The sequence below is a fragment of the Bacteroides ihuae genome (assembly GCF_900104585.1).
Taxonomy (GTDB): Bacteria; Bacteroidota; Bacteroidia; order Bacteroidales; family Bacteroidaceae; genus Bacteroides; species Bacteroides ihuae.
In genome coordinates this window covers 1,108,104-1,131,360 of sequence record NZ_FNVX01000005.1, presented here as the reverse complement: position 1 = coordinate 1,131,360, position 23,257 = coordinate 1,108,104, and the positions used below count along the sequence as shown (strand labels likewise).

Sequence of the window (23,257 nt, the reverse complement as noted above, 5' to 3'; positions counted from 1 at the left end):
AGTAAAATGACGTTTGACGAAGCTGTATCCATGATAGAACGGATAAAGGAGATTGCGGTAAGTGTTCCTATAAAAGGGCGTTTTATTCAATCTTTTTTCATAGGCCCTACTGATTGGAAGCTGATGGCAACCTTTATGACTATTCGAGTGCAAAGAGGAGAGGATGCTGCAATAAGTGAATTTCTTGGTAAAAGCTTCTCCGTATATGGAGTTTCCGAAACTAATACGGAAGGAGGTATTCCACGATTGGATATGACTGTATTGGATGATTTTGAGAAGATTATAGGTAATTGATCTCCCGGATGACAGAGTGATTTAAAGGTATTCGCTCTTTTGCTCATTCCAGATATTTTTCCCACATTTGCATTATAGAGCCATAGAAAAGAATTGTTTTATATGATTTCTTCCAAAGTTGCTCTATTGTTGCTCTTTTATAAATAATATTCAATCATAGTAGTCTGATAATAAGGACTTTATAATAAAATATTTTGAAGCTTCCCAAGCTGAGGGTCGTGAGTTCGAGCCTCATTTGCCGCTCCAGTTCTGAAAGCCTTTTATAGAAGCGAAAAGCCCATATTCAGGGACTTACAGAAGGGTATAAAGCCATAGGTCAGCAATGATTTATGGCTTTTCTTTGTTCGCCCAGCATGGGCGATAACTTTAGGGTGTAAGTCCCGAACGTATCTTGATAGTGGGAAGCGTTAGCCAAATAAGATAAAGTCCTATCTACAGCACAGTCCAATGAATTCTGTAACTGCTATGATAAAAGCTGAATTATGCGGAATTGAATCTTATTGAGATAAAGCTATTTTGCTATATTTATAAATATTTATATCTCCATCTACAAGCCTTCTGGATGGGGTTTATTGAAGTAGTTAATTAAGCACGGTTAATTAACTACTTCAACGTGCTTAATTAACTACTTTAGCACGTTGAAGTTATATCTTCTTCTGTCTGTAAATAAATAGGATTTTTCGTTAATGGACTAAGTGAAGTAAAAAGATGAAAGTAGGTTGCGTAACAATTAGATCTTTATAACTTTGCTGAATGAATCAAGTTGAAAGTATACAGCAATTTTATGATAGGCTTGCTTTAAAGAATGACTTGCCAGAAAGAAATAATGGAGCGGGACATTTTAATGTCTTTCCCCGTCAATATTGTTCTGTAACAGCATCCTACGATCGTCGTGATTTCTATAAAATCACTCTTATTACAGAAGGTACCGGAATAATACGTTATGCCAACAGGGAAATTGAAGTAGACCGTCCCGGACTTTTTTTCTCCAACCCTCTGAAGCCGCATTCCTGGGAAGCTACTTCGGAGAAACAGGAAGGTTGGTTCTGCGTTTTTACAGAAGAGTTTATACATTCTTGGAATAAGGAGGAATATCCAATATGCTATATGAATGAAGATCCTATTATCTTTCTCACCAACGATGCATTGGAAGAATTTGCCTATGTATACAGAAAAATGATGCAGGAAATGTCATCGGAATACATTTATAAATATAGCAAATTGCGAAATTATCTGCAATTAATCATTCATGAAGCAGTTAAGAATCATCCTGAGGTAAACATTCAGAATAAGCAAATAGATGCAGCGCATCGCATAACATTGCGCTTTCTTGAACTATTGGAACAACAATTTCCAATAGAGAATACCGATATGCCTTTAAGATTAAAATCTGCGCAAGAATATGCCGAGAGCCTTTCGGTGCACGAATACCATTTAAATCATTCGCTAAAAGAGGTTACAGGTAAAAATGCATCCTTACACATTGCCCAACGTATAGTAAAAGAGGCTAAAGCTTTGTTAAAGAATACTGATTGGAGTATTGCGGAGATAGCCTATAGTCTAAGATTTGAATATCCATCTCATTTTACAAGTTTTTTTAAAAAGAACACAGGAAATACACCTAAAGAATATCGGAATTTAATTCTTTGATATTTATAAGAAACCCTTTGGTATCTTTTACACTCATTATCTGATAACAACTTACCTTTGCCTCATATCAAATTTTAAAAACGATAAAGTTATGAAGTACAAAAAATTAGGGAAAACTGATGAGAAGCTATCTGCAATAGGGCTGGGATGTATGGGTATGTCTCATGCTTACGGAGAAGGTAATGAGGAAGAAAGCATCGCCACCTTGCATAAGGCTTTGGACTTAGGCATTAACTTTTGGGATACAGCTGATTTTTATGGCGGAGGGAAAAATGAAGAATTACTGTCCAAAGTATTAAAAGAAAACCGAGATAAAGTTTTTATTGCTACCAAATTTGGCTTTAAATACACGGGCGAAAATCTTTTGGCTAGTGCATTCGACGGCTCTCCCCAATACATGAGACAGGCTGTGGAGTTGAGTCTTAAGCGCTTAAATATCGATTGTATAGATCTTTACTATGCTCATCGTGTAGACCCGAATGTGCCGATAGAGGAAACGGTAGGTGCTATGGCCGAATTAGTAGAAGAAGGTAAAGTAAGGTACCTGGGGCTTTCGGAAGCTTCTGTGGCCAATATTAAGAAAGCAAATGCAGTTCATCCTATTTCTGCTTTACAAAGTGAATATTCACTTTTAACAAGAGATGTGGAGGCAGAGGTGCTACCGGCAATAACCGAAATGGGAATGACTTTTGTACCGTTTTCTCCGTTAGGACGTGGAATGTTTACTGAGAATTTTGATATAACTCGAATAGGTGCGGGCGATGCCAGAATGCAGTTGCCTCGTTTTCAAGGTGAACATCTCATTAACAACCAGAACCTGATGAAAGAGCTCGCCGAATTTGCGTATGGAAAAAATGTGAATACAGCACAACTCGCATTGGCTTGGATTCTTGCAAAAGGTTCGAATATCATTCCTATTCCGGGAACTAAGAGACGAAAATATCTAGAATTAAACGCCAAAGCGGTTGATATTGAATTAAATGAAGGAGACATTGCAAAAATAGAAAGCATCATTGCTAGATATCCGAATACGGGTGATCGGTATCCTGCTTCAAGTATGGCGTTAGTGGATAAAAGTAAATAGTTTCCTTTTATCGTTTTCTCTCATACTCAAAAGAGGGTGCGTCAAAAACTGACCGCCCTCTTTATCTATGGCAAACACAAATACCAATACTATCATATCAATTTAATGTTTGAAATTCTCTGGTGACTGTTGTAAGCTTCCTACAAGGCGGGTTTTAGCAAAACAATCAGGATATTCACTGTTTATAAAATCAATAAGCTTTTCTCGTATATCTACCCGTAAATCCCAGTTTAGAGATGCATTTTGGCTGCTGACCAATACTCTCAATTCTTTATATCTCTCTTTTGTGTCAGTGACTTGGATGTTAGCCACCCGTTTATCCCATAACTGATGGTTTTCCAGTAATTGCAGTAGATGTGTTCTTAGCGCATCTACCGGTAACGAGTAGTCTACATACAAGAAAATGGTACCAAGTATATCAGATGTATTTCGTGTCCAGTTTTGAAATGGGCGCTCTATAAAGTAGGTTACGGGAAGTACCAGCCTTCTTTCATCCCAAATCTTTACTACCACGTATGTTAATGTGATTTCTTCAATGCGCCCCCATTCTCCCTCAACAATCACCACATCATCTAGTCGAATGGGTTGGGTAATGGCTATCTGTATTCCCGCCAGAAAAGTGGCGATGCTTTTCTGAGCTGCAAAACCAATAATAATACCTGCTATACCCGCAGAAGTTAAGAGGCTGATGCCGATTGATCTTACTTCTTCGAAAGTCATTAAGCAGAAAGCAATAGTCAGAATGGAAATGATCGCAATAATAATATTTTCGAATATCTTCATCTTAGTGAAATTCCTGCGTGCATCCAGATTATCAGCTATGGTTAGGTCCAACTTATTGAGATAATAATAAAAGGAGGCTTTAATAACCTTTATGAGAAGCCAACCAATCGTTAATATTAGTAAGATATTATTAATCTTCATCAGCACAGCAAAAGCGGGCGTTTGAGAGAGAAAGGAATAGCTGAAGATCTTAAATATAATCCAAAGTAAAATCCAAAGGATAGGTATTTTGAGAATATCAATCACAAAATCATCAACTTTGCTTTTTGTTTGTTTCGCTTTTCTCTTGAGAACATGAATGATACGTTTATAGATAATATAAGTGATGAAACTTGAAAGGAGAAACAATACACTTCCCAATAAGATACGATAGACATCTTCAGACATTAATTTTTCGATTATATTCATCGGCTATTTTGATTTTATTGATATTAGTTCTATTTTTAGAACGTACTCTCATGCTGATTAGTTCAGAATTAAGCTTAATTCTGCATCTAACTTCTTTATTAACTAATATTGATTAATAAAGTCTAAAATGCTTGATAGATATACCTAATTATGGGTATTGTAGTGACAATTCAATGTCGATAACTTTGCGTTTGTAATAAATCACAAATGATGCGACTCAGAATTATTGTTGTATATCTATTCCTTTTTATTTTATTCTTGAATTTGAGTGCACAGAAGCAAAAGGATCATGCGATTGTCTCTATCTCTGGAATCGTGAGAGATTTTCAATCCCGCGAAGCACTTAGTTTTGCTACTATTCAGCTAGTATCTGAAAAGGGCACACCCTATGGAACTATATCTGATAATAATGGACGATTTCATTTTGTCGATATACATGCCGGTGCTTATCGAATCATCATTTCATATTTAGGCTACGACAAGTTAGAACAGAGAGTAGAAATACCTGTCGGAAACACGTTAGCGCTTTTTCTTCACTCTTCGGCTACTTCGCTCAATGAGGTGATTGTTACTGCCTCTGAATCAAAGGGAATAACCAGTTCGTCGAAGATAGATCGCACAGCCATGGAGCATCTGCAACCCACTAGCTTTACTGATTTATTGGAGTTATTACCTGGGGGTAAGTCGGTAGATCCCAAAATGGGTGTAGCCAATCTTATCAGTTTGCGTGAGGCCGGGGCTACAGGACAATCTATTTCTTCGCTCGGTGTTTCTTTTATGGTAGATGGCGTACCAATGAATACGGATGGTAATCTTCAGTATGTGCCTGGTGAAAGTTCTGATAAAGTATCTGTCTCTAAAGGAGTAGATATGCGAATGATCTCTACGGATAATATTGAAAGTGTAGAGGTGGTTCGCGGCATCCCTTCTGTAGAATATGGCAACCTGACGAGTGGATTGGTAAAAATAAAAAGAAAAAAGGAGGCAACTCCTCTGCAAGCCCGTTTCAAGGCTGATCAATACAGTAAGCTCTTTTCTGTGGGAAAAGGCTTCGAACTTTCCGGGGGGAAGTACATACTCAATACTGATCTTGGGTATCTGGACTCAAAGGTAGATCCACGCAATAAATTGGAAAACTATAAACGCGTCAGTGCGTCAGCTCGCCTGCACAGTGTTGGTGAGAATTCGGCTTTTCGGTATGAATGGGATGCGAATGCGGATTATACCGGGTCGTTTGACAATTCTAAATCTGATCCGGACATCACACTCAAAGGAGATGTGTACGATTCTTCTTATGATAAATTCAGTCTGGGTGGAACGTTTACCATTGATTTTCTTCATAATAAATTCCTTCGTAAACTCGAGGCGACGGCTTCCCTTACTCAGGAGTTCAATCAGTTGAAGCGAACCAAAACAGTATCGATAGACCGGCCAACAGCAGTGCCTAATAGCTTGGAGACGGGCGAACATGATGGTGAATACCTGCCTTATACCTATACCGCTAATTTCCTGGCAGATGGCAAACCGATGAATGCTTACGCCAAACTCGCTACTACTTCTGAGTTCAAATGGTTGTCTGCTTCGCATACGCTTAAAACAGGAGTACAGTGGACTTATAATAAAAACTTCGGAGACGGACAGGTTTATGATGTTACCCGTCCGCTATTTTATTCCTCTTCCAGTCGCCCACGCAATTATAAAGATATTCCGGCAACGGAAGAAATTGTTTTTTATGTCGAAGATGCATTAAAATTTTCTGTTGGCCAACATCAGTTTGACTTTGTAGGCGGTGTGCGTGCTATTTCTCTGCTCAACCTCTCGGATGCTTACAAGATGAGTGGAAAGGTGTATCTTGACCCTCGTATCAATGCAAAATGGACACTTCCTACATTTGGTGACGGGTGGGAAATAGATTTAACAGCTGGTTTGGGTTGGCATACTAAAACGCCGACGGTGGATCACCTTTATCCGGATGCATATTATCAGGATATTGTGCAGTTGAATTATTATCATAACAATGCGGATTATCGGCGGATCAACATGATGACGTATAAGTGGGATAACACGAACTATAATCTGGAACCGGCACAAAACCGTAAATGGGAAGTGAGACTAGGAGCTTCTTACCGTGGAAACAGTTTTTCGGTGACTTACTTCGATGAACGCATGAAGAATGCTTTCCGCGATATCTCATATTATAAAGCATTGGCATATAAAAATTATGATGCTACTTCTATTGATGCTTCTACTTTAACAGGGTCTCCGGCGTTAGAAAATATGGCTTACACACAGGATACATTGCTCAATACTTACAGTATGGTGGGTAATGGAACACGATTGTATAAACAAGGGATAGAGTTTCAGTATTCATCCAAACGAATAGAATCGCTTAGCACCAAGATAACGATTAATGGTGCATGGTTTCGTACCATATACAGCAATAGTATGCCTTTTTATAAATCCTCCTCCATTCTGCTCGATAATGAACAATTGCAATATATTGGTCTATATGAGTGGGAAAGTGGTTATGAGAAACAAATGTTCAACACCAACTTCATGTTTGATACTTATATAAAGGAGTTAGGACTCATCTTTTCCACTTCGGCCCAATGCACATGGTTTACCAGAAGCCAGCCCTTGTGGAACGATGGTACACCTACTAAATATATTGATAAATCGGGTACAGAACATGTCTTTACTGAGGCTGATAAAACGGATACGCAGTTGCAGCACCTCGTAGAAAGCTATGCTTCTTCTTATTTTGATAAAAAAACGGTTCCACTTGCCATGGATATCAATCTGAAAGCAACCAAAGAGTTCGGCAAAAATATCAATTTAGCCTTCTTTGTCAATAGAATATTGACTGTCTATCCGGATTATCATTCGGGTACGCAGTTGATAAGGCGACAGTCTTCTCCTTATTTTGGAATGGAGATGAGCGTAAAGCTTTAGAATTAATAACTCAAATATAAAAATTAAAGATGAGAATCAAGTATGCAGTTTTTTTATTGTTTGCAGTTGCTGCAATTAGTTTTACAGCGTGTAGTGATGATGAGGTGAAGACCTCTGAAGTATCTTTGGGCTTGAGCTTACCCGGTACGATTGAAAACCTATCGGTTAATTCGGGTTCTTTTACTTTCACTAATGTAACCACAGCTACAGAGGTTTCTGTTGACTATGCTGCAGTAGCGGTTACACAGTTACCCGATGGATTGTACAATGTCTCGTTTACCGGAAAGGCTTCTTACACGTATACGAAAGAAACTCTTGTTGATGGTGAAACGATTGTTAGCGATACGCTGGTAACCAAATCTTTGCAAGGTTCGCAGCAGAATGTTCAAATTACAGGAGGCAGCTATTCACTCAACCTGAGTGTATATTTGGTGAACGACAAAGCCGATTTTGTAATTGCTGAAATCTATGGAGTGGGTACTTATACACCCGGAACTAGTAGCCAATACAATGGTGATCAATACTTCCGTGTTTATAACAACTCTGATCAAACACTTTATGCGGATGGATTGCTGCTTCTAGAATCAAAATTTACTACTACGCAAAAATATGCCTATAATCCTGATAAAATGGATGAAGCGATGACAGTGCAGGTGGTAGCCATGATACCTGGAAGTGGCAAGGAACATCCGGTGGAGCCGGGAAAATCAATCATTATTTGCGATAATGCCATGAATCATTTGGAAGCAAATGCTAGTTCTTTTGATTTGAGTGGTGCGGATTTCGAATGGTACACCCAATCTACCAGCACGACGAATCCCGATTCTGATAATCCTTCTGTGCCTAATTTGGAAATGCTATACAACTACACAAAGACTATTTGGATACTTAATAAACAAGGCGTTAAAGCGTATGCGTTGGCCCGATTAGGAGTTACTAAAGAGAAATATCTTGCTGATTACACATACACGTACAATTATGTAATGTCTACCGGAGCAACCAGTAAAGACTATACTGAATATTATATTCCTAATGATTGGATCATCGATGCGGTGAACTTAAGCCCGAAAAGTGCTTATGTGTGGAATGTAACTTCTGCCTCTTTGGATATGGGCTTTACCTATTTTGGTTTAAACAATACCATTAAAGAAAATCTCGGTAAAGGAGTGAATCGGAAGGTATCATACACCACTACGGATGGTCGTGAGGTGCTGCAGGATACAAACAACTCTTCGGTTGACTTTACACCTGCAAGTGCAGCATCTCTGGCAACTAATTAAATAGGAATACTAAAGCAAAAAGATGAAATTACGTTGTTTCATATTCGGTTTGTTATGCACTATGGTAAGAATATCTGTTGTTCAAGCAGCAGATACGCTAACTGTGGAGCGGAAAATTATTCAGACTCAATCTCCCGTTCAAAAGTTCAGAAGCCAGGTGTGGGTTAATCCGGCTTTAAAATACTATTTGCAAGATTTTTCCCTTTCCACAATGGCTTTAAATGCTACTCTTAATAACAGAGGAAAGGCTGCGCTGGATGAAGAGGGGAATGAAAAGAACGTTTTCGGAGTTCAAGCGGAATCATTCGTTCGCCTTTCCGATCATGTGCGTGTATTTGGCAGAGCCGGTTATAATGATGAGCATATAAAGAATGTACTTTGGAATGAGACGTCCGACTTCAACATTATCTATCCTTATGTCACGGCTGATTCTATTGGTGGTGACATGGATGGAGAAGAATATTCGTTTATGGGTGGTTATGCTCGTACACTTGGGAAGTGGACCATCGGTGCTTCTTTAGATTATCGTGCAGCCATTTACTATCGACAAAAAGATCCGCGACCAAAGAATGTAATTTCGGATTTACATGTTACTATTGGTGTATCAAGAGCATTGACGGATGCTTATTATCTGGGACTGGCTCTGCATGCGCGGAAGTATGATCAGAAAAGTGAAATTACTTATTTGAGTGACTTGGGTTCTACTTCTGTCTACCACATGCTGGGCATGGCGATGAACTATGCCCGTTTTGCCGGCAACCAGTTTAATTCTAATTATAAAGGAAAAGGAGTTGGGCTGAGTATCGACTTGATGCCACAACTACGAAATGGGTTGTCAGCTTCTGTTAAAGCTGATCACTTTGAGTTTATTAAGCAACTAATCAGCATTAATTATGCTCCTATTGCAGAGGTGGATGAAAACAGTATTGCGCTAGAACTGGCGTGGCTTCAACCGAAGAAAGTATTTATCTATGGTGTGAAATTGGTTGCACTTGGTAAGTTCAGAACAGGAACTGAAAACATATTTGGTGATCCTACAGGTAATGTTTATCCCATCATCAGCAGCTTGAAGCAATACTCGAACAATCTGTTGGAGGCTACGCTGAGTGGTATCTTAGCTGATGATACGGAGAGATGTAAAATGACTTGGTCCGTGTTGCCGTTTGCTGGTATTCGTTGGGAAAAGTCTAAGTACACAAATCCACAACGATATATGGAATGGACGACACTGAAAGCAGGGGTGCAATCGAGTACAACTTTTAGGATGAAGCGTGCCCTGTTGACGACGGGAGTCACGGCCGACTATCATGCAAATCTAAAGGCCGAGAAACTGTTGACGGGGCTAGATATACAAAGTTCTGTGGGGAAGAATCTGCTGAATAGTTATGCTTATCAGTCAGATAGTTTTGTACATGTGTCACTATCGTGTAGATATGATTATTTACTGGCAGGTAACAAAACTGCTTTTGCTTCTATAAACTGGGAGCATGGAGCATACAAGGAATATGGGGCAACAAACCAATGGATGGCCTCTGTTGGGATTACGTTTTAAAGAAAATATTTATCTAATAATTAAATAATGAAGAAGAATTACATGTTATTGGCTACAGCGCTTGTTGTAGCAATCGTCTTTGCCTCATGTGGCAGTAAATCTCAGAAAACAGCTTCGGGAAATGGAACCGAGCAGGAACAATCTTCTGCTCTGGAAGTTGATTCACTTCTTGCAAATGCTGACTCCTTGTTTGGGAAAGAGGTTACAGTAGAGGGTGTTTGTACTCATATCTGCAAGCATGGCGGACGAAAGATTTTTTTGATGGGTAGTGATGATACACAAACCATCCGCATTGAAAGTGGCAAATTAGAGAAATTTGATCAAAAATGCGTGAACAGCATCGTTCGTGTAACAGGCACACTTGTTGAGGAACGTATCGATGAAGCATACCTGCAAAATTGGGAAGGACAGATCAAGGCACAGACTGCAGAAAAACATGGAGATGGTGAAGTTGGATGCAGTACTGAGAAAAAGGCTCGTGGTGAAACAGATAATACGCTGGAAGGTAGAATCGCCAATTTTCGTGCTAAGATAGCTAAACGTAAGGCGAAAAGCGGCAAAGAATATCTGTCTTTCTATTACATAGAGGCTTCAGCTTATGAAATTCAGCAGTAATCTGCTACGTAAATGGTGCAGAGTTATACACCGTGATTTATCTTTTTTCTTTTCGGGTATGTTACTTATTTATGCCATATCGGGTATTGTGATGAACCATAGAGATAGCATCAATCCTAATTATACAATTGAACGAAAGGAATATACGATAGATCGGCCTTTGCCGCTTAAAGAATCCATCACTCGCCAAACAGTACTGGAATTGCTGCGTCCGTTGGGTGAGACAGAGAACTACACCAAGCATTACTTCCCGGAACAGGAGGTAATGAAGGTGTTTTTGAAAGGAGGTTCTAATTTGTTGGTAAACCTGAAAACAGGAGAGGCTGTGTACGAGGATGTACATCGACGTTATGTGATAGGAGCGATGGCTCGTCTGCACTACAATCCCGGCAGTTGGTGGACATTCTTTGCTGATGCTTTTGCCATCGGACTTATTGTGATAACCATAACCGGTATAGTGATGCTTAAAGGTAATAAAGGTATTTGGGGCAGAGGAGGTGTGGATCTTTTGGCAGGTATCATCGTACCACTGCTTTTTCTCTTTTTCTTTTGAAGATTGATGAATTAAAAGATTTTATGAATTAAGGAACAATGGAAAATATCATTGAATGTAAAGGCTTGACGCATTATTATGGCAAAAGGCTTATTTATGAGAATCTCAGTTTTAGTGTGCCCAAAGGAAGAATACTGGGACTCTTAGGCAAAAATGGTACGGGAAAAACGACTACCATCAATATTCTGAGTGGCTACTTGAAACCGAGGGCAGGAGAGTGCTTCATTTTCGGGCAGGAGATACAACACATGGATCCGGCTTTACGAAGCAACATCGGTTTGCTTATTGAAGGGCATGTTCAGTATCAGTTTATGACAATTAAAGAAATTGAGAAATTTTATGCTTCGTTTTACCCTCAATGGAAAAAAGAAGCGTATTATGAATTGATGAATAAACTAAAGGTGGCACCGGGGCAGCGTATTTCTCGCATGTCATGCGGGCAACGTTCGCAAGTGGCCTTGGGACTTATTCTCGCTCAAAACCCAGAGTTACTGGTCTTGGATGATTTCTCACTTGGCTTAGATCCAGGCTATCGCCGTTTGTTTGTCGACTATCTGCGCGACTATGCCTTGGCGGAGAACAAAACAGTCTTCCTGACTTCTCACATCATTCAAGACATGGAGCGGCTGATAGATGATTGTATTATCATGGATTATGGAAAGATACTGATTCAACAGCCGATAAACAAGTTGCTGAATGAAGTGAGAAAGTACACGCTTACTGTGCCCGAAGGATATGCTCTGCCGTCAATAGATGATTTTTATCATCCTACGTTGATTAGAAATACGTTAGAGACATTCTCTTTTTTGTCGGCTGACGAAGTCGAAACTCGCCTTAAGACAATGGGGGTGCCTTATAGTGCGTTGAATAGTGAAAAGGTGAATCTGGAAGATGCCTTCATTGGATTGACAGGAAAGTATTAATGATATAAATGAAATAAGATGTTTAAAGCTATATTTTATAAAGAATGGATCAAGACCAGATGGTACCTGCTACTGGCAGTTGCCACTACACTTGGTTTTGCGGGATACAGTATGCTTCGTATTAGTCGTGTAGTCGATTTAAAAGGAGCAGAACATGTGTGGGAGGTTATGTTGTCTCGTGATGCTATTTTCATCGACTTACTGCAATATATACCTTTGTTAGTGGGAACGCTTCTTGCTGTGGTACAATTTGTACCCGAAATGCAACGCAAATGTCTCAAATTAACTTTGCATCTGCCATATTCGCAGTTGCAAATGGTTGGAGCAATGTTACTTTATGGATTGTTAGTCCTTTCGCTTTGCTTTGCAGCTAACTTTTTTTTGATGGGTTTTTACCTACAGGGAGTAATGGCACCCGAACTGGAACAACACATTTTGTTAACTGCCGCACCTTGGTATCTGGCTGGCATAGCAGCTTATTTACTCGTATCATGGATTTGTTTAGAACCTACATGGAAACGGAGAATCATTAATCTGGTGATGAGCGTGCTTTTGTTGCGCATCTTTTTTCTTTCGGTTACCCCGGAAGCATACAATCAGTTTCTTCCTTGGTTGCTGATCTATACACTGCTTACAGCTTCCTTGTCATGGCTCTCCGTATCACGCTTCAAAATAGGAAAGCAAGATTGAATTTAATTTTCTAGTAATTCATTCGTAAATTGTAATAAACCATGTTACGTTTCAGCAAAATATTATTTTATTTCACGGTTATTCTTCTCTTACTTTGGCAACTACCGTGGTGCTACAACTTCTTTACCGCCAAATCGTCTAAGTCGGGCTTTGTACTTTATAGTTCGGTGATTGGTGACTTTGTAATAACCGGTCAACAGGAAGGAAAAGATGGAAAAGAAGGTAAAATTGTTGTCAGGCATGATTTGTCGGGACATAAGTATACACAAGATGAAGTAGACAGCATCCTTCCGATGTTTTATTGTCGGCAGTTGATGTCCGACGAGCGATTTCCAGATTCTATCAATGGGGTAGAAGTCACTCCTCGATTGGTTCAGACCGAAAATTTTGTTTTTAAAATTACTCCTACCGATTTGAATACGCCACATATAGGGCTTTATCCGTTACTCGAATCCATGTCCGGTCGCGTGGAATTAGAAATGCCGAAAGATGTTTTTCGCATTACAGACAAAGGCATTGAGTTTGTGGATATGGCAACAAACAGCATTGAACCGGCAAAAAATGCTCTATTCACAGAAGCATTGACAAAGAAAGGTTTTCATTTTCCTGCCGTGGAAATAACAGGAAACCCTACTACTCGTAAAGAATATGATGAAGGATATGTACTATTGGATGCCAACAGGCAACTATTTCATCTAAAGCAAATGAAAGGTCGCCCTTATGTTCGTGCAGTTGATGTTCCACACGGTGTAGAATTGAAACATCTTTTCATCACAGAGTTTAAAAGCCGTAAAACATTGGCACTTTTGACGGATAAAAATCATTCTCTGTATGTGCTCACTACGCCTTATGAAATCAAAAAGGTCGCTGTTCCTTCTTTTGATCCTGAAAAAGAAACTTTGTCAATTATTGGTAATCTGTTCGACTGGACTTTGCGTATTACTAGTCTAGAAGAAGATAATTACTTTGCAGTGCGTGCCGATGATTTCTCGTTAATAAAAACAATGAAGAATCCGGCTGTTGAAGAGACACTTGCTCAAAAGATAGGTGACTATATTTTTCCTGTTCGCATTAGCTTTACTAGCAACTTTGATAACTTTGTAAAGCCTAGATTTAATGATGGCTTGTAAGAGTGAATAAGATTTAATTAACTTTAGAGTATTAATAAGATATGGATATAGAAGTTAAACGAATGTATTTCATGATGATAATCATTGAATTTATTATTAGCATGAGGGTGATTGGATAAGTATAGTTTCTTTATATAATTAAGAAAGGCTGCCTCAAAGTTAATGAAACAGCCTTTTATTATAGTTATCGATTATAAGAAGAGTATTTAGTACGCAAACAAAGGGTACTTTTCCATTGTTTTATTTACACGGGTACGAACTTGAGCGATAATCTTTTCGTCTTCCGGATTAGAGAGAATTGTTTCTATCATCTCTGCAATCTCTAGCATCAAGTCTTCCTTAGCGCCACGAGTCGTGATGGCTGGAGTACCTAAACGAATACCTGAAGTTTGGAAAGCAGAGCGGCTATCAAACGGAACCATGTTCTTGTTTACAGTAATATCTGCAGCAACCAATGCTTTCTCGGCTACCTTACCTGTTAATTCAGGATATTTGGCACGTAAGTCAACCAACATAGAGTGATTATCTGTACCTCCTGAAACAATAGTGAATCCACGGTCCATTAATGCTTTAGCTAGCGCAGCTGCATTTATCTTAACCTGTGTTTGATATTCTTTGTATTCTGGTTGCAAACATTCGCCAAACGACACTGCTTTAGCAGCAATAACGTGTTCCAATGGTCCGCCTTGTACTCCTGGGAATACAGCCGAATCGAGTAATTGAGACATCAGTTTAATTTCTCCCTTTGGAGTCGTTTTTCCCCAAGGGTTAGGGAAGTCTTTACCTAAAAGGATAACACCTCCACGAGGACCACGAAGCGTTTTATGCGTTGTAGACGTGACAATATGTGCATACTTAAGCGGATTATCAAGTAACCCGGCAGCAATAAGTCCGGCAGGATGAGCCATGTCTATCATTAAGATAGCGCCTATTTTATCAGCTATTTCGCGCATGCGTTTGTAATCCCATTCACGAGAATAAGCAGAACCACCACCAATAATCATTTTAGGTTTTTCACGTAAGGCTACTTCTTCCATTTGGTCATAATCTACTCTTCCTGTCTCCTGTTTTACATTGTATTCGCATGGAGTATAGATAATACCCGAAGTATTGACTAACGAACCGTGAGATAAATGTCCACCATGAGACAAATTAAGTCCAAGAAATTTGTCTCCCGGGTTAAGAACAGCTAAGAAAACAGCAGCATTGGCTTGTGCACCTGAGTGTGGTTGTACGTTAGCCCATTCTGCTCCAAAGATCTCCTTCAAGCGATCAATAGCTATTTGTTCACTTTGATCAACTATTTCACAACCTCCATAATAGCGTTTCCCGGGATATCCTTCGGCATATTTGTTGGTTAGGCAGGAACCCATTGCCTGCATTACTTGGTCACTAACAAAGTTTTCAGATGCTATCAGCTCGATACCTTTGAGCTGGCGTTGATGCTCTTTTTCGATAATATCGAAAATTAAATCGTCTCTTTTCATTCTTTCTGTAGATAAGATAATAACTATTTTATTCGAGATTCTTTATTAAGCGCACAAATTTATAGAAAAAGAATAATAAATGCACGGAATTTATTGGATTAAATGAATTTTTTCTTTCATTTTAAAAGATGAAACCCAAAGAAAAACTAAGTGCAAGATCCCTTCTATTGAAAATAATAGGGACTGCTGTGTCATCGTTGGTGGAAGCTGTATTGTCATAAGTCACTGATTTGGAGATGTTACGCATACCAATTTCATAACGGAAATCAAAATAAAGATTAGAAATATTTACCCCTACGCCAAGTACTCCGCTGACATTGAAAGGATAGAGTTCCTCTTTAACACTTTCTTGATCAAAGTTTTCAAAAGTTATGTCCTTATCTCTATTCCATAGGTATCTGAACTTCGGACCGATAAATACTGACATGCCATAAGGGCCTTTTTTAACGATGCTATATCCATATAATAGAGGCATTTCCAGGCTCTGAATAGTTGAATTTACAAAAGCATAATCGGGAGCTACATCAGGATCTTGCGAATTAAGCTTATCAAATTGAATTTCGCAGCGGCTCACAGAGTAAGATAGCTCAGGCTGTATGAAATGCTTCTTCATATTGAAACGAACAAAGATAGAACCAACATATCCTATTTTATAGTTGTTTTGAGTATCATTAATCTTTAACCCGTTTAGTTGTAGCTTTGACACAAGATACATTGATGAATTAAACCCCCCTTTTAAACCGAAATTTACTTTTCGATCATTTGGAGTTTTACTCGTCTTTTCTTGTCCAAAAACACAGAAAGTCAACAACGTAAATAGCAAAAGGAATGATAATCGTTTCATTTTTTACTTCTTGTTTTTTTCTTTTCAACGGACCAGCCAAATTTCCCTATTCCAGCTCCCAGCTCAAAATAATTGCCATGAACATACACCAATGGATTCGTTTGTGCTAATTCCAATTTTCCGGTTTCTTTATTCAAATATTCTTCGTCAGCACGTACATTTACTACATCAGCAATGAACATGTGGTGAGAGCCTAATGCCACAATCTCTTTAACTCTACATTCAATGCATAGAGGTGATTCTTCTATCAATGGTGCATTTACAATTGAGCATTTTCCAGGAGTCAACTTCATCTCCTCAAACTTGTTATAATCCTTCCCTGAACGCACTCCGCACCAATCAGTAGCAAAGGCCATCTTTTTGTTGGTCAGGTTGATAACAAATTCCATATTCTTTTTTATGATATCATAAGAGTGCCTTTCCGGGCGAACGGAGATATAACACATGGGTGGGTTAGTACAAATCGTGCCTACCCACGATAGTGTGATAATATTATATTCACTTTCATCATTTCCACAACTCACCATTACGGCAGGCAGCGGATATATCATCGTTCCCGGTTTCCAGTCCTGTTTCATAGAATTACGATTTCTTCCTTCTTTTGCTCTTTCTCGCAATAATGACATTTAATGATGCCATTGTCTTTGTCTGTTACATGAAATAGTGTAGACATAGGTTCATTATTGGTAATACACTTTGGGTTGGCACATTTTACAATACCTCTTAACTCGTCGGGCATATATACCTCCTTCTTTTCTATCACAGCATAATCGCGGATGATATTCAATTTCACATGTGGTGCAACCACAGATATGCGGTTAATTTCTTCATCGCAGAAGAACTTATCGGCTATTTTTATAATTCCTTTTTTGCCTAACTTCTTGCTTTCTAAGTTAAAACCAATGGTGATGTTATTCCCCATGTGCTCCAATCCTAATAAAGAGACAACTGTAAAAAGTTTCTCAGATGGTATATGGTCTATGACAGTTCCGTTTTTCAAAGCGGCTACTTGCAGGGCTTGCTTATTCTTATTCATTTTTTATCTAGTTGATGACATTCTACTGATTTAATTACATAATATCTTGCAACGCAATTCCTAATACATCGCACAGTATGGCTTGGCGGGCGTAGACTCCATTCAAAGCTTGCTGGAAGTAGTAGGCTTTAGGATTATCATCTACGTCATATGCAATTTCGTTGACGCGTGGAAGTGGATGTAAAATTCGTAGATTAGGACGTGTTTGCTCTAACATTTTATTCTTCAGAATATAGATGTTTTTCACGCGTTCATATTCCATCATATCGGTGAAGCGTTCCCGTTGTACTCGCGTCATATATAATATGTCTGCATCAGCAATAATATCTTCGTTGAAATCTGTGTGTTCTACATAATTAATATGGTTTTCTTTGCAATAGATCTTATACTCTTCGGGCATTTTCAGTTCTTCAGGAGCAATAAAATGAAAGGTAGGGTTGAAGTGCCGCATTGCCATTAATAAAGAGTGTACAGTTCGTCCGTATTTTAAATCACCTACAAGATAGATGTTCAGATTCTCAAGCGTTTTCTGAGTTTTGTAAATGGAATAAAGATCGAGCATCGTTTGCGAAGGATGTTGGTTGGCTCCATCACCTGCATTTACAATCGGAACGGGTGCTACTTCACTAGCATATCTAGCAGCACCTTCAAGGTGATGTCTCATAACAATTACATCGGCATAATTGCTCACCATCATTATTGTATCTTTTAGGGTCTCTCCTTTGGAAGAACTTGTCGCTTTAGGATCACTGAATCCTATTACGCGTGCGCCAAGGCGATTAGCTGCTGTTTCAAAACTGAGGCGGGTGCGAGTAGAAGGTTCGAAGAATAGAGTAGCAACCACTTTCCCTTCCAGAATCTTTCTGTTTGGGTCCTTCTCAAACTGTTTTGCCATCTCGAGCATATAGAGAATCTTTTCTTTCGAGTACTCGGCTATGGTCACTAAGCTTTTGTTATCCATATCGTTATATATTTATTGATATACCATTAATACGGAGCGTAAAGATACGAATAAGAAACTATTCACCAAGAACAATGATTCATAAAATTCAAAACGCTTTCTAAAATATGTTGTGAAAGAAAAAGTTTTATCCTAATTTTGCATTCTTGATATAGAATCGGCTTAATAAATACTTGCAATATAAAATAGAAAATATAAAGTGAAGGGATGATACGAAAAATAGTGAAAGGATTGTGGATCTTCTTTGCAACCATGGTGTTGCTCTGTGTGATTGTTTTTGTTTCCATAGCTAAAGGCTGGATAGGATATATGCCGAATGTAGAGGAGCTTGAAAATCCTAATTACAAATTTGCTACAGAATTACTATCTGAGGATGGAAAAGTTTTGGGAACATGGTCACTTAGTAAAGAAAATCGTGTATATACGAGCTATGGTGAGTTGTCACCTAACATTGTCAATGCGTTGATAGCGACAGAAGATGCTCGCTTTACAAGCCATTCGGGCATTGATGCGAAAGCATTGGCTCGTGCAGTGGTGAAGCGCGGTTTATTCTTTCAGAAGAGTGCCGGAGGAGGTAGTACTCTTACTCAGCAGTTATCAAAACTCTTATATTCTCCGGATGCTAATAGCTTTACTCAGCGATTTTTACAGAAGCCTATTGAATGGGTGATTGCTGTACGTTTGGAGCGCTATTATACCAAAGAGGAGATATTGACGATGTATCTCAATAAATTTGATTTCTTGAATAATGCTGTGGGTGTGAAAACCGCTGCATTTACATACTTCGGATGTGAACCTGGTGACCTTAAAATAGAAGAGGCTGCTACGCTCGTTGGTATGTGTAAGAATCCATCCTTTTATAACCCTGTACGTTTTAACGAACGTGCCCGTGGCCGTAGAAATGTGGTGCTTGATCAAATGAGAAAATCAGATTACATCACTGATGAAGAATGTGACTCGTTGCAGCAACTCCCACTTACACTGAAATTCCATCGGGTAGATCATAAAGAAGGGTTAGCTACCTATTTTCGTGAATATCTTCGTTCGGTGATGACTGCTAAATACCCTGATAAAAGTGATTATCATAGTTGGCAATCGCAGAAGTATTACGAAGACTCGCTGGCATGGGAAACGAATCCACTTTACGGTTGGTGCCAAAAGAATAAAAAGAAAGATGGTTCTAACTATAGTATATATACAGATGGATTAAAAATATACACAACGATTGATTCTCGCATGCAGCAATATGCTGAAGAAGCTGTAGCAGAACATTTGGGAGGATACTTGCAACCTCGTTTCTTTGCCGAGAAAAAGAATAAGAAAACGGCTCCTTACAGTCGTATGTTATCTGAAGCTCAGGTAAACCAGATTTTGGATAAAGCCTTGAAACAGACTGATCGCTATCGCATCATGAAAGATAATGGCGCTTCTGAATCAGAGATAAAGAAGGCATTTAATACCCCTGAAGAGATGTCTGTTTTCACTTGGAAAGGAGACAAGGATACAATCATGACTCCGCTTGATTCAATTAGATATTACAAACATTTCTTACGTACCGGATTTATGTCTATGGACCCTTTCAATGGTCATGTGAAAGCGTATGTTGGTGGTCCTAATTATTCTTATTTTCAATATGATATGGCGATGGTTGGTCGTCGCCAAGTGGGTTCAACGATTAAACCTTATTTATATACACTTGCAATGGAAAACGGATATTCTCCTTGCGATGAAGTCCGAAATGTAGAACAAACCATTATCACAGAGACAGGCGAGGCTTGGTCTCCCAGAAACAGCTCAAATAAACGTTATGGAGAGATGGTTACGTTAAAATGGGGATTGGCTCAATCGAATAACTGGATATCTGCTTATTTGATGAGCAAAATTAACCCTTACGCACTTGTGCGGTTAATCCATAGTTTTGGTGTACTTAACAAAGATATACAACCTACGCCTTCACTTTGTCTTGGCCCGTGCGATATTTCCGTAGGCGAGATGGTGAGTGCTTATACTGCATTTGCTAATAAAGGTATTCGTGTATCTCCCTTGCTTGTTACTAAAATAGAAGATAGTGATGGGAATATAATTTCTACTTTTGCCCCACAAATGGAAGAGGTAGTAAGTGCTACTAGTGCTTACAAAATGCTTGTAATGCTTCGTGGAGTTATCAATGAAGGTACTGGTGGACGTGTACGCCGCTATGGCATAACTGCCGATATGGGCGGAAAGACTGGTACAACCAACCGTAATTCTGATGGATGGTTTATGGGTTTTACTCCTTCACTGGTATCAGGTTGTTGGGTAGGTGGAGAAGATCGTGATATACACTTTGATACAATGCTTAATGGGCAAGGTGCCGCTATGGCATTGCCTATCTGGGCTCTTTATATGAATAAGGTATATGCTGATAAGTCTTTGGGGTACGACCAGAGCGAACGGTTTAAGATGCCTGAGGATTTTGATCCGTGTGGTAGTGATGCTGATAATTCGCAAACTACTTCAGAACCGGGATTAGACGACTTATTCAAATAGTGATTTATGCATACTTGTATTGTTTGCCTTGGTAGTAATTATAATACGAAAGGGAATCTAGCTTTTGCTCGCATACGCTTGAAAGAACTGTTTCCTTCCATTTGTTTTGCTCCTGAGTTACAGACAGAACCTTTGGGATTGCATAATCCAGCTTTTTTTTCCAATCAGTTAGCGCAGTTTACAACACAGGAAGATTTGTCTGCTGTTATTTGTTTCTTGAAAGAAATAGAACAAAAAGTTGGCCGTAGGCCAGAAGATAAGGCTAAAGAAAAAGTTGTGATGGATCTCGATCTGCTAATGTATGATGACACGGTTTTAAAACCGGATGATATGAAACGTGCGTATGTAGTCGATGGGTTTCGGCAACTATGTGACGTTAGTTTATAATAAAACTCTAGAACTCACATTAAAATGAAATTTTTAGGAATAATACCAGCCAGATATGCCTCAACACGCTTCCCCGCTAAGCCTCTGGCTATTCTAGGCGGGAAGACTGTTATACAGCGGGTGTATGAACAAGTAGCTGGCATTTTAGATGATACTTATGTTGCTACGGATGATGAACGTATTGAAGCAGCCGTTAAAGCTTTTGGCGGTAAGGTTGTAATGACTTCGGCTGACCATAAAAGTGGTACTGATCGTTGCTATGAAGCTTGCCTGAAGATAGGAGGTATGTTTGATGTGGTAGTTAATATTCAGGGGGATGAGCCTTTTATTCAAGCTTCACAACTAGAAGCGATAAAGACTTGTTTCGATGACCCAACTACGCAAATAGCTACATTGGTGAAACCTTTCACAACTGATGATACAACTGAAGCATTGGAGAATGTCAATTCGCCTAAAGTAGTACTAAATAAGAATATGAATGCATTATACTTTAGTCGTTCCATTATTCCCTATCAACGAAATGTCGATAAAGTAGATTGGCTGAAGAATCATACTTATTATAAACATATAGGTCTTTATGCCTATCGTGCAGAAGTTTTAAAAGAAATCACCGCTTTGCCACAATCATTACTTGAATTGGCAGAATCATTGGAGCAACTTCGTTGGTTGGAAAATGGATATACCATCAAAACCGGAATCACTAAAGTGGAAACAATCGGTATTGATACACCTGCAGATCTTGAGAAAGCAGAAAAGCATTTACGACAATTGAACCCTGAAAACCATTTATGAATCGAACCATTCAACCTCCTGTTTGTGAATTGGCACAAATAGATATTATTCGGCCTGTAAGAGCAGTGATGCCCAACGGCATTCCATTAGATGTGATTAATAGTGGCGAGCAAGAAGTGATTCGCTTGGATATTGTCTTTGCTGGAGGCAGATGGCATCAATCGCAAAAGTTGCAAGCACTGTTTACTAACCGCATGTTACGCGAAGGAACTCAAACTTATAGCTCAGCTACTATCGCCAACCGTTTGGATTATTATGGTGCCTGGTTGGAACTCTCTACTTCGGTAGAGCATGCATACATTACGCTGTATTCCTTAAACAAATACTTTAAAGAGACACTCGAAGTTCTTGAATCGGTTATCAAAGAACCCGTTTTTCCGGAAAAAGAACTCTCCACCGTGATCGACAGTAACATACAGCAATTCCAGATAAACTCTACCAAAGTAGACTACTTGGCTCACCGTAGCTTACTCAGTGCCTTTTTTGGAGAACTACATCCTTGTGGACAAACACTGAGCGAAGAGGATTATCGAAGAATTGATTCCACATTGCTCCAAGAATTTTATACTGATTATTATCACTCTGGTAACTGCCATATTTTTCTTTCGGGTAAAGTTACTGATGAGATTATTCAGAACGTTCAGTCGACTTTTGGAACAGAATTGTTCGGAAATAGCAGTCGCCATCTTATAAAGCCGGAACATACGCTTACTACTGCTCCTGAAAAGAGGATTTTTACTGAGAGGGCTGAGACAATGCAAAGTGCAGTGAAGATGGGCAATCTCACTATCACACGTGATCATCCGGATTACTTGAAACTGCGGGTACTGATGATCTTATTTGGAGGATATTTTGGAAGTCGCCTCATGTCTAATATCCGTGAAGATAAAGGTTACACTTACGGCATTTCTGCAGGAATCTTATTTTATCCCAATAATGGCTTATTAGTTATCAGCACGGAGGCGGCTAATGAATATGTAGAACCGCTTATGGGTGAGGTTTATCATGAAATAGAAAAACTTCAAAATGAGTTGGTGGGCGCAGAAGAACTCTCAATGGTAAAGAATTATATGCTGGGTGATATGTGTCGCAATTATGAGTCTCCTTTTTCTTTATCTGATGCATGGATATTTATTCTTACCAGTGGACTTGGTGATGAATACTTCTCACGTTCTTTACAAGCTGTCAAGGAGGTGAGTTCCCAAGAGATCCGTGATCTTGCCTGTCGCTATTTATGCAAAGAGAAATTAAAAGAGGTCATTGCTGGTAAAAAGATGTCATAAAAAACCTTCCTGGTAGTGCTCTTT

At 39.1% G+C, this 23,257-nt stretch carries 21 protein-coding genes; 15 read left to right on the top strand and 6 right to left on the bottom strand.

Going from position 1 to position 23,257, the window contains the following annotated elements:
- The first annotated feature begins 6 nt into the window (after positions 1 to 6).
- The 3 genes from BQ5338_RS10130 (at position 7) to BQ5338_RS10120 (ending at position 3,028) form a co-directional block, all read left to right on the top strand.
- Positions 7 to 294, top strand: coding sequence for a hypothetical protein (locus BQ5338_RS10130; protein ID WP_071146661.1), 288 nt, complete (start codon positions 7 to 9; stop codon positions 292 to 294).
- Positions 295 to 1,047: 753 nt separating this feature from the next.
- Positions 1,048 to 1,944, top strand: a complete 897-nt coding sequence (locus tag BQ5338_RS10125; RefSeq protein WP_071146660.1) for an AraC family transcriptional regulator — start codon at positions 1,048 to 1,050, stop codon at positions 1,942 to 1,944.
- A 91-nt stretch (positions 1,945 to 2,035) separates the two neighbouring features.
- Positions 2,036 to 3,028 (top strand): aldo/keto reductase, encoded by a 993-nt coding sequence (locus BQ5338_RS10120; protein WP_071146659.1) that lies wholly within the window; start codon positions 2,036 to 2,038, stop codon positions 3,026 to 3,028.
- Between the two features lie 102 nt (positions 3,029 to 3,130).
- Here BQ5338_RS10120 and BQ5338_RS10115 read toward each other — a convergent pair whose 3' ends face one another.
- A complete protein-coding gene (locus tag BQ5338_RS10115; protein ID WP_071146658.1) occupies positions 3,131 to 4,219 on the bottom strand; it encodes a mechanosensitive ion channel family protein in 1,089 nt (362 codons plus the stop codon).
- 207 nt (positions 4,220 to 4,426) lie between these two features.
- Here BQ5338_RS10115 and BQ5338_RS10110 point away from each other — a divergent pair, with 207 nt between their 5' ends.
- Genes BQ5338_RS10110 through BQ5338_RS10075 form a run of 8 tightly spaced genes read left to right on the top strand, consistent with a single transcriptional unit; the run spans position 4,427 to position 13,914 of the window.
- Positions 4,427 to 7,171 (top strand): TonB-dependent receptor, encoded by a 2,745-nt coding sequence (locus BQ5338_RS10110; RefSeq protein ID WP_235816401.1) that lies wholly within the window; start codon positions 4,427 to 4,429, stop codon positions 7,169 to 7,171.
- A 29-nt stretch (positions 7,172 to 7,200) separates the two neighbouring features.
- Positions 7,201 to 8,451 (top strand): DUF4876 domain-containing protein, encoded by a 1,251-nt coding sequence (locus tag BQ5338_RS10105; RefSeq protein WP_071146657.1) that lies wholly within the window; start codon positions 7,201 to 7,203, stop codon positions 8,449 to 8,451.
- A 22-nt stretch (positions 8,452 to 8,473) separates the two neighbouring features.
- Positions 8,474 to 10,003 (top strand): DUF6850 family outer membrane beta-barrel protein, encoded by a 1,530-nt coding sequence (locus BQ5338_RS10100; RefSeq protein ID WP_139265220.1) that lies wholly within the window; start codon positions 8,474 to 8,476, stop codon positions 10,001 to 10,003.
- Between the two features lie 27 nt (positions 10,004 to 10,030).
- Positions 10,031 to 10,618 (top strand): OB-fold nucleic acid binding domain-containing protein, encoded by a 588-nt coding sequence (locus tag BQ5338_RS10095; protein ID WP_071146655.1) that lies wholly within the window; start codon positions 10,031 to 10,033, stop codon positions 10,616 to 10,618.
- On the top strand, positions 10,602 to 11,171 hold the full coding sequence (locus BQ5338_RS10090; protein WP_071146654.1) for a PepSY-associated TM helix domain-containing protein: 570 nt from the start codon (positions 10,602 to 10,604) through the stop codon (positions 11,169 to 11,171). Before BQ5338_RS10095 ends, BQ5338_RS10090 begins: the two co-directional genes overlap by 17 nt.
- A 38-nt stretch (positions 11,172 to 11,209) precedes the next feature.
- The gene (locus tag BQ5338_RS10085) at positions 11,210 to 12,094 is read left to right on the top strand and encodes an ABC transporter ATP-binding protein (RefSeq protein WP_071146653.1); all 885 of its coding nucleotides are present in this window, start codon (positions 11,210 to 11,212) and stop codon (positions 12,092 to 12,094) included.
- Between the two features lie 18 nt (positions 12,095 to 12,112).
- Positions 12,113 to 12,784: a hypothetical protein gene (locus BQ5338_RS10080; RefSeq protein ID WP_071146652.1), complete on the top strand. Its 672-nt coding sequence runs from the start codon at positions 12,113 to 12,115 to the stop codon at positions 12,782 to 12,784.
- A gap of 41 nt (positions 12,785 to 12,825) precedes the next feature.
- Entirely contained in the window at positions 12,826 to 13,914 is a 1,089-nt protein-coding gene (locus BQ5338_RS10075; protein WP_071146651.1) for a DUF4857 domain-containing protein, read from the top strand.
- Between the two features lie 206 nt (positions 13,915 to 14,120).
- Here BQ5338_RS10075 and glyA read toward each other — a convergent pair whose 3' ends face one another.
- The 5 genes from glyA to pyrB form a co-directional block, all read right to left on the bottom strand.
- On the bottom strand, positions 14,121 to 15,401 hold the full coding sequence (glyA, locus tag BQ5338_RS10070) for a serine hydroxymethyltransferase (protein WP_071146650.1): 1,281 nt from the start codon (positions 15,399 to 15,401) through the stop codon (positions 14,121 to 14,123).
- 121 nt (positions 15,402 to 15,522) lie between these two features.
- The gene (locus BQ5338_RS10065; RefSeq protein WP_071146649.1) at positions 15,523 to 16,245 is read right to left on the bottom strand and encodes a porin family protein; all 723 of its coding nucleotides are present in this window, start codon (positions 16,243 to 16,245) and stop codon (positions 15,523 to 15,525) included.
- Positions 16,242 to 16,823: a flavin reductase family protein gene (locus BQ5338_RS10060; protein ID WP_071146648.1), complete on the bottom strand. Its 582-nt coding sequence runs from the start codon at positions 16,821 to 16,823 to the stop codon at positions 16,242 to 16,244. Before BQ5338_RS10060 ends, BQ5338_RS10065 begins: the two co-directional genes overlap by 4 nt.
- On the bottom strand, positions 16,820 to 17,281 hold the full coding sequence (pyrI, locus tag BQ5338_RS10055; RefSeq protein WP_071146647.1) for an aspartate carbamoyltransferase regulatory subunit: 462 nt from the start codon (positions 17,279 to 17,281) through the stop codon (positions 16,820 to 16,822). Before pyrI ends, BQ5338_RS10060 begins: the two co-directional genes overlap by 4 nt.
- Before the next feature lie 34 nt (positions 17,282 to 17,315).
- Positions 17,316 to 18,242, bottom strand: coding sequence for an aspartate carbamoyltransferase (gene pyrB, locus BQ5338_RS10050; protein ID WP_071146646.1), 927 nt, complete (start codon positions 18,240 to 18,242; stop codon positions 17,316 to 17,318).
- A 207-nt stretch (positions 18,243 to 18,449) separates the two neighbouring features.
- Between pyrB and BQ5338_RS10045 the strand changes: the two genes are divergently transcribed.
- Genes BQ5338_RS10045 through BQ5338_RS10030 form a run of 4 tightly spaced genes read left to right on the top strand, consistent with a single transcriptional unit; the run spans position 18,450 to position 23,233 of the window.
- Complete coding sequence (locus BQ5338_RS10045) at positions 18,450 to 20,771, top strand: transglycosylase domain-containing protein (protein ID WP_071146645.1); 2,322 nt, start codon at positions 18,450 to 18,452, stop codon at positions 20,769 to 20,771.
- Positions 20,772 to 20,777: 6 nt separating this feature from the next.
- Complete coding sequence (locus BQ5338_RS10040) at positions 20,778 to 21,158, top strand: 2-amino-4-hydroxy-6-hydroxymethyldihydropteridine diphosphokinase (protein ID WP_071146644.1); 381 nt, start codon at positions 20,778 to 20,780, stop codon at positions 21,156 to 21,158.
- A 24-nt stretch (positions 21,159 to 21,182) separates the two neighbouring features.
- Positions 21,183 to 21,950, top strand: a complete 768-nt coding sequence (gene kdsB, locus BQ5338_RS10035; protein ID WP_071146643.1) for a 3-deoxy-manno-octulosonate cytidylyltransferase — start codon at positions 21,183 to 21,185, stop codon at positions 21,948 to 21,950.
- Complete coding sequence (locus BQ5338_RS10030) at positions 21,947 to 23,233, top strand: M16 family metallopeptidase (RefSeq protein WP_071146642.1); 1,287 nt, start codon at positions 21,947 to 21,949, stop codon at positions 23,231 to 23,233. The genes kdsB and BQ5338_RS10030 overlap by 4 nt, the downstream gene beginning before the upstream one ends.
- Positions 23,234 to 23,257 lie beyond the last annotated feature (24 nt).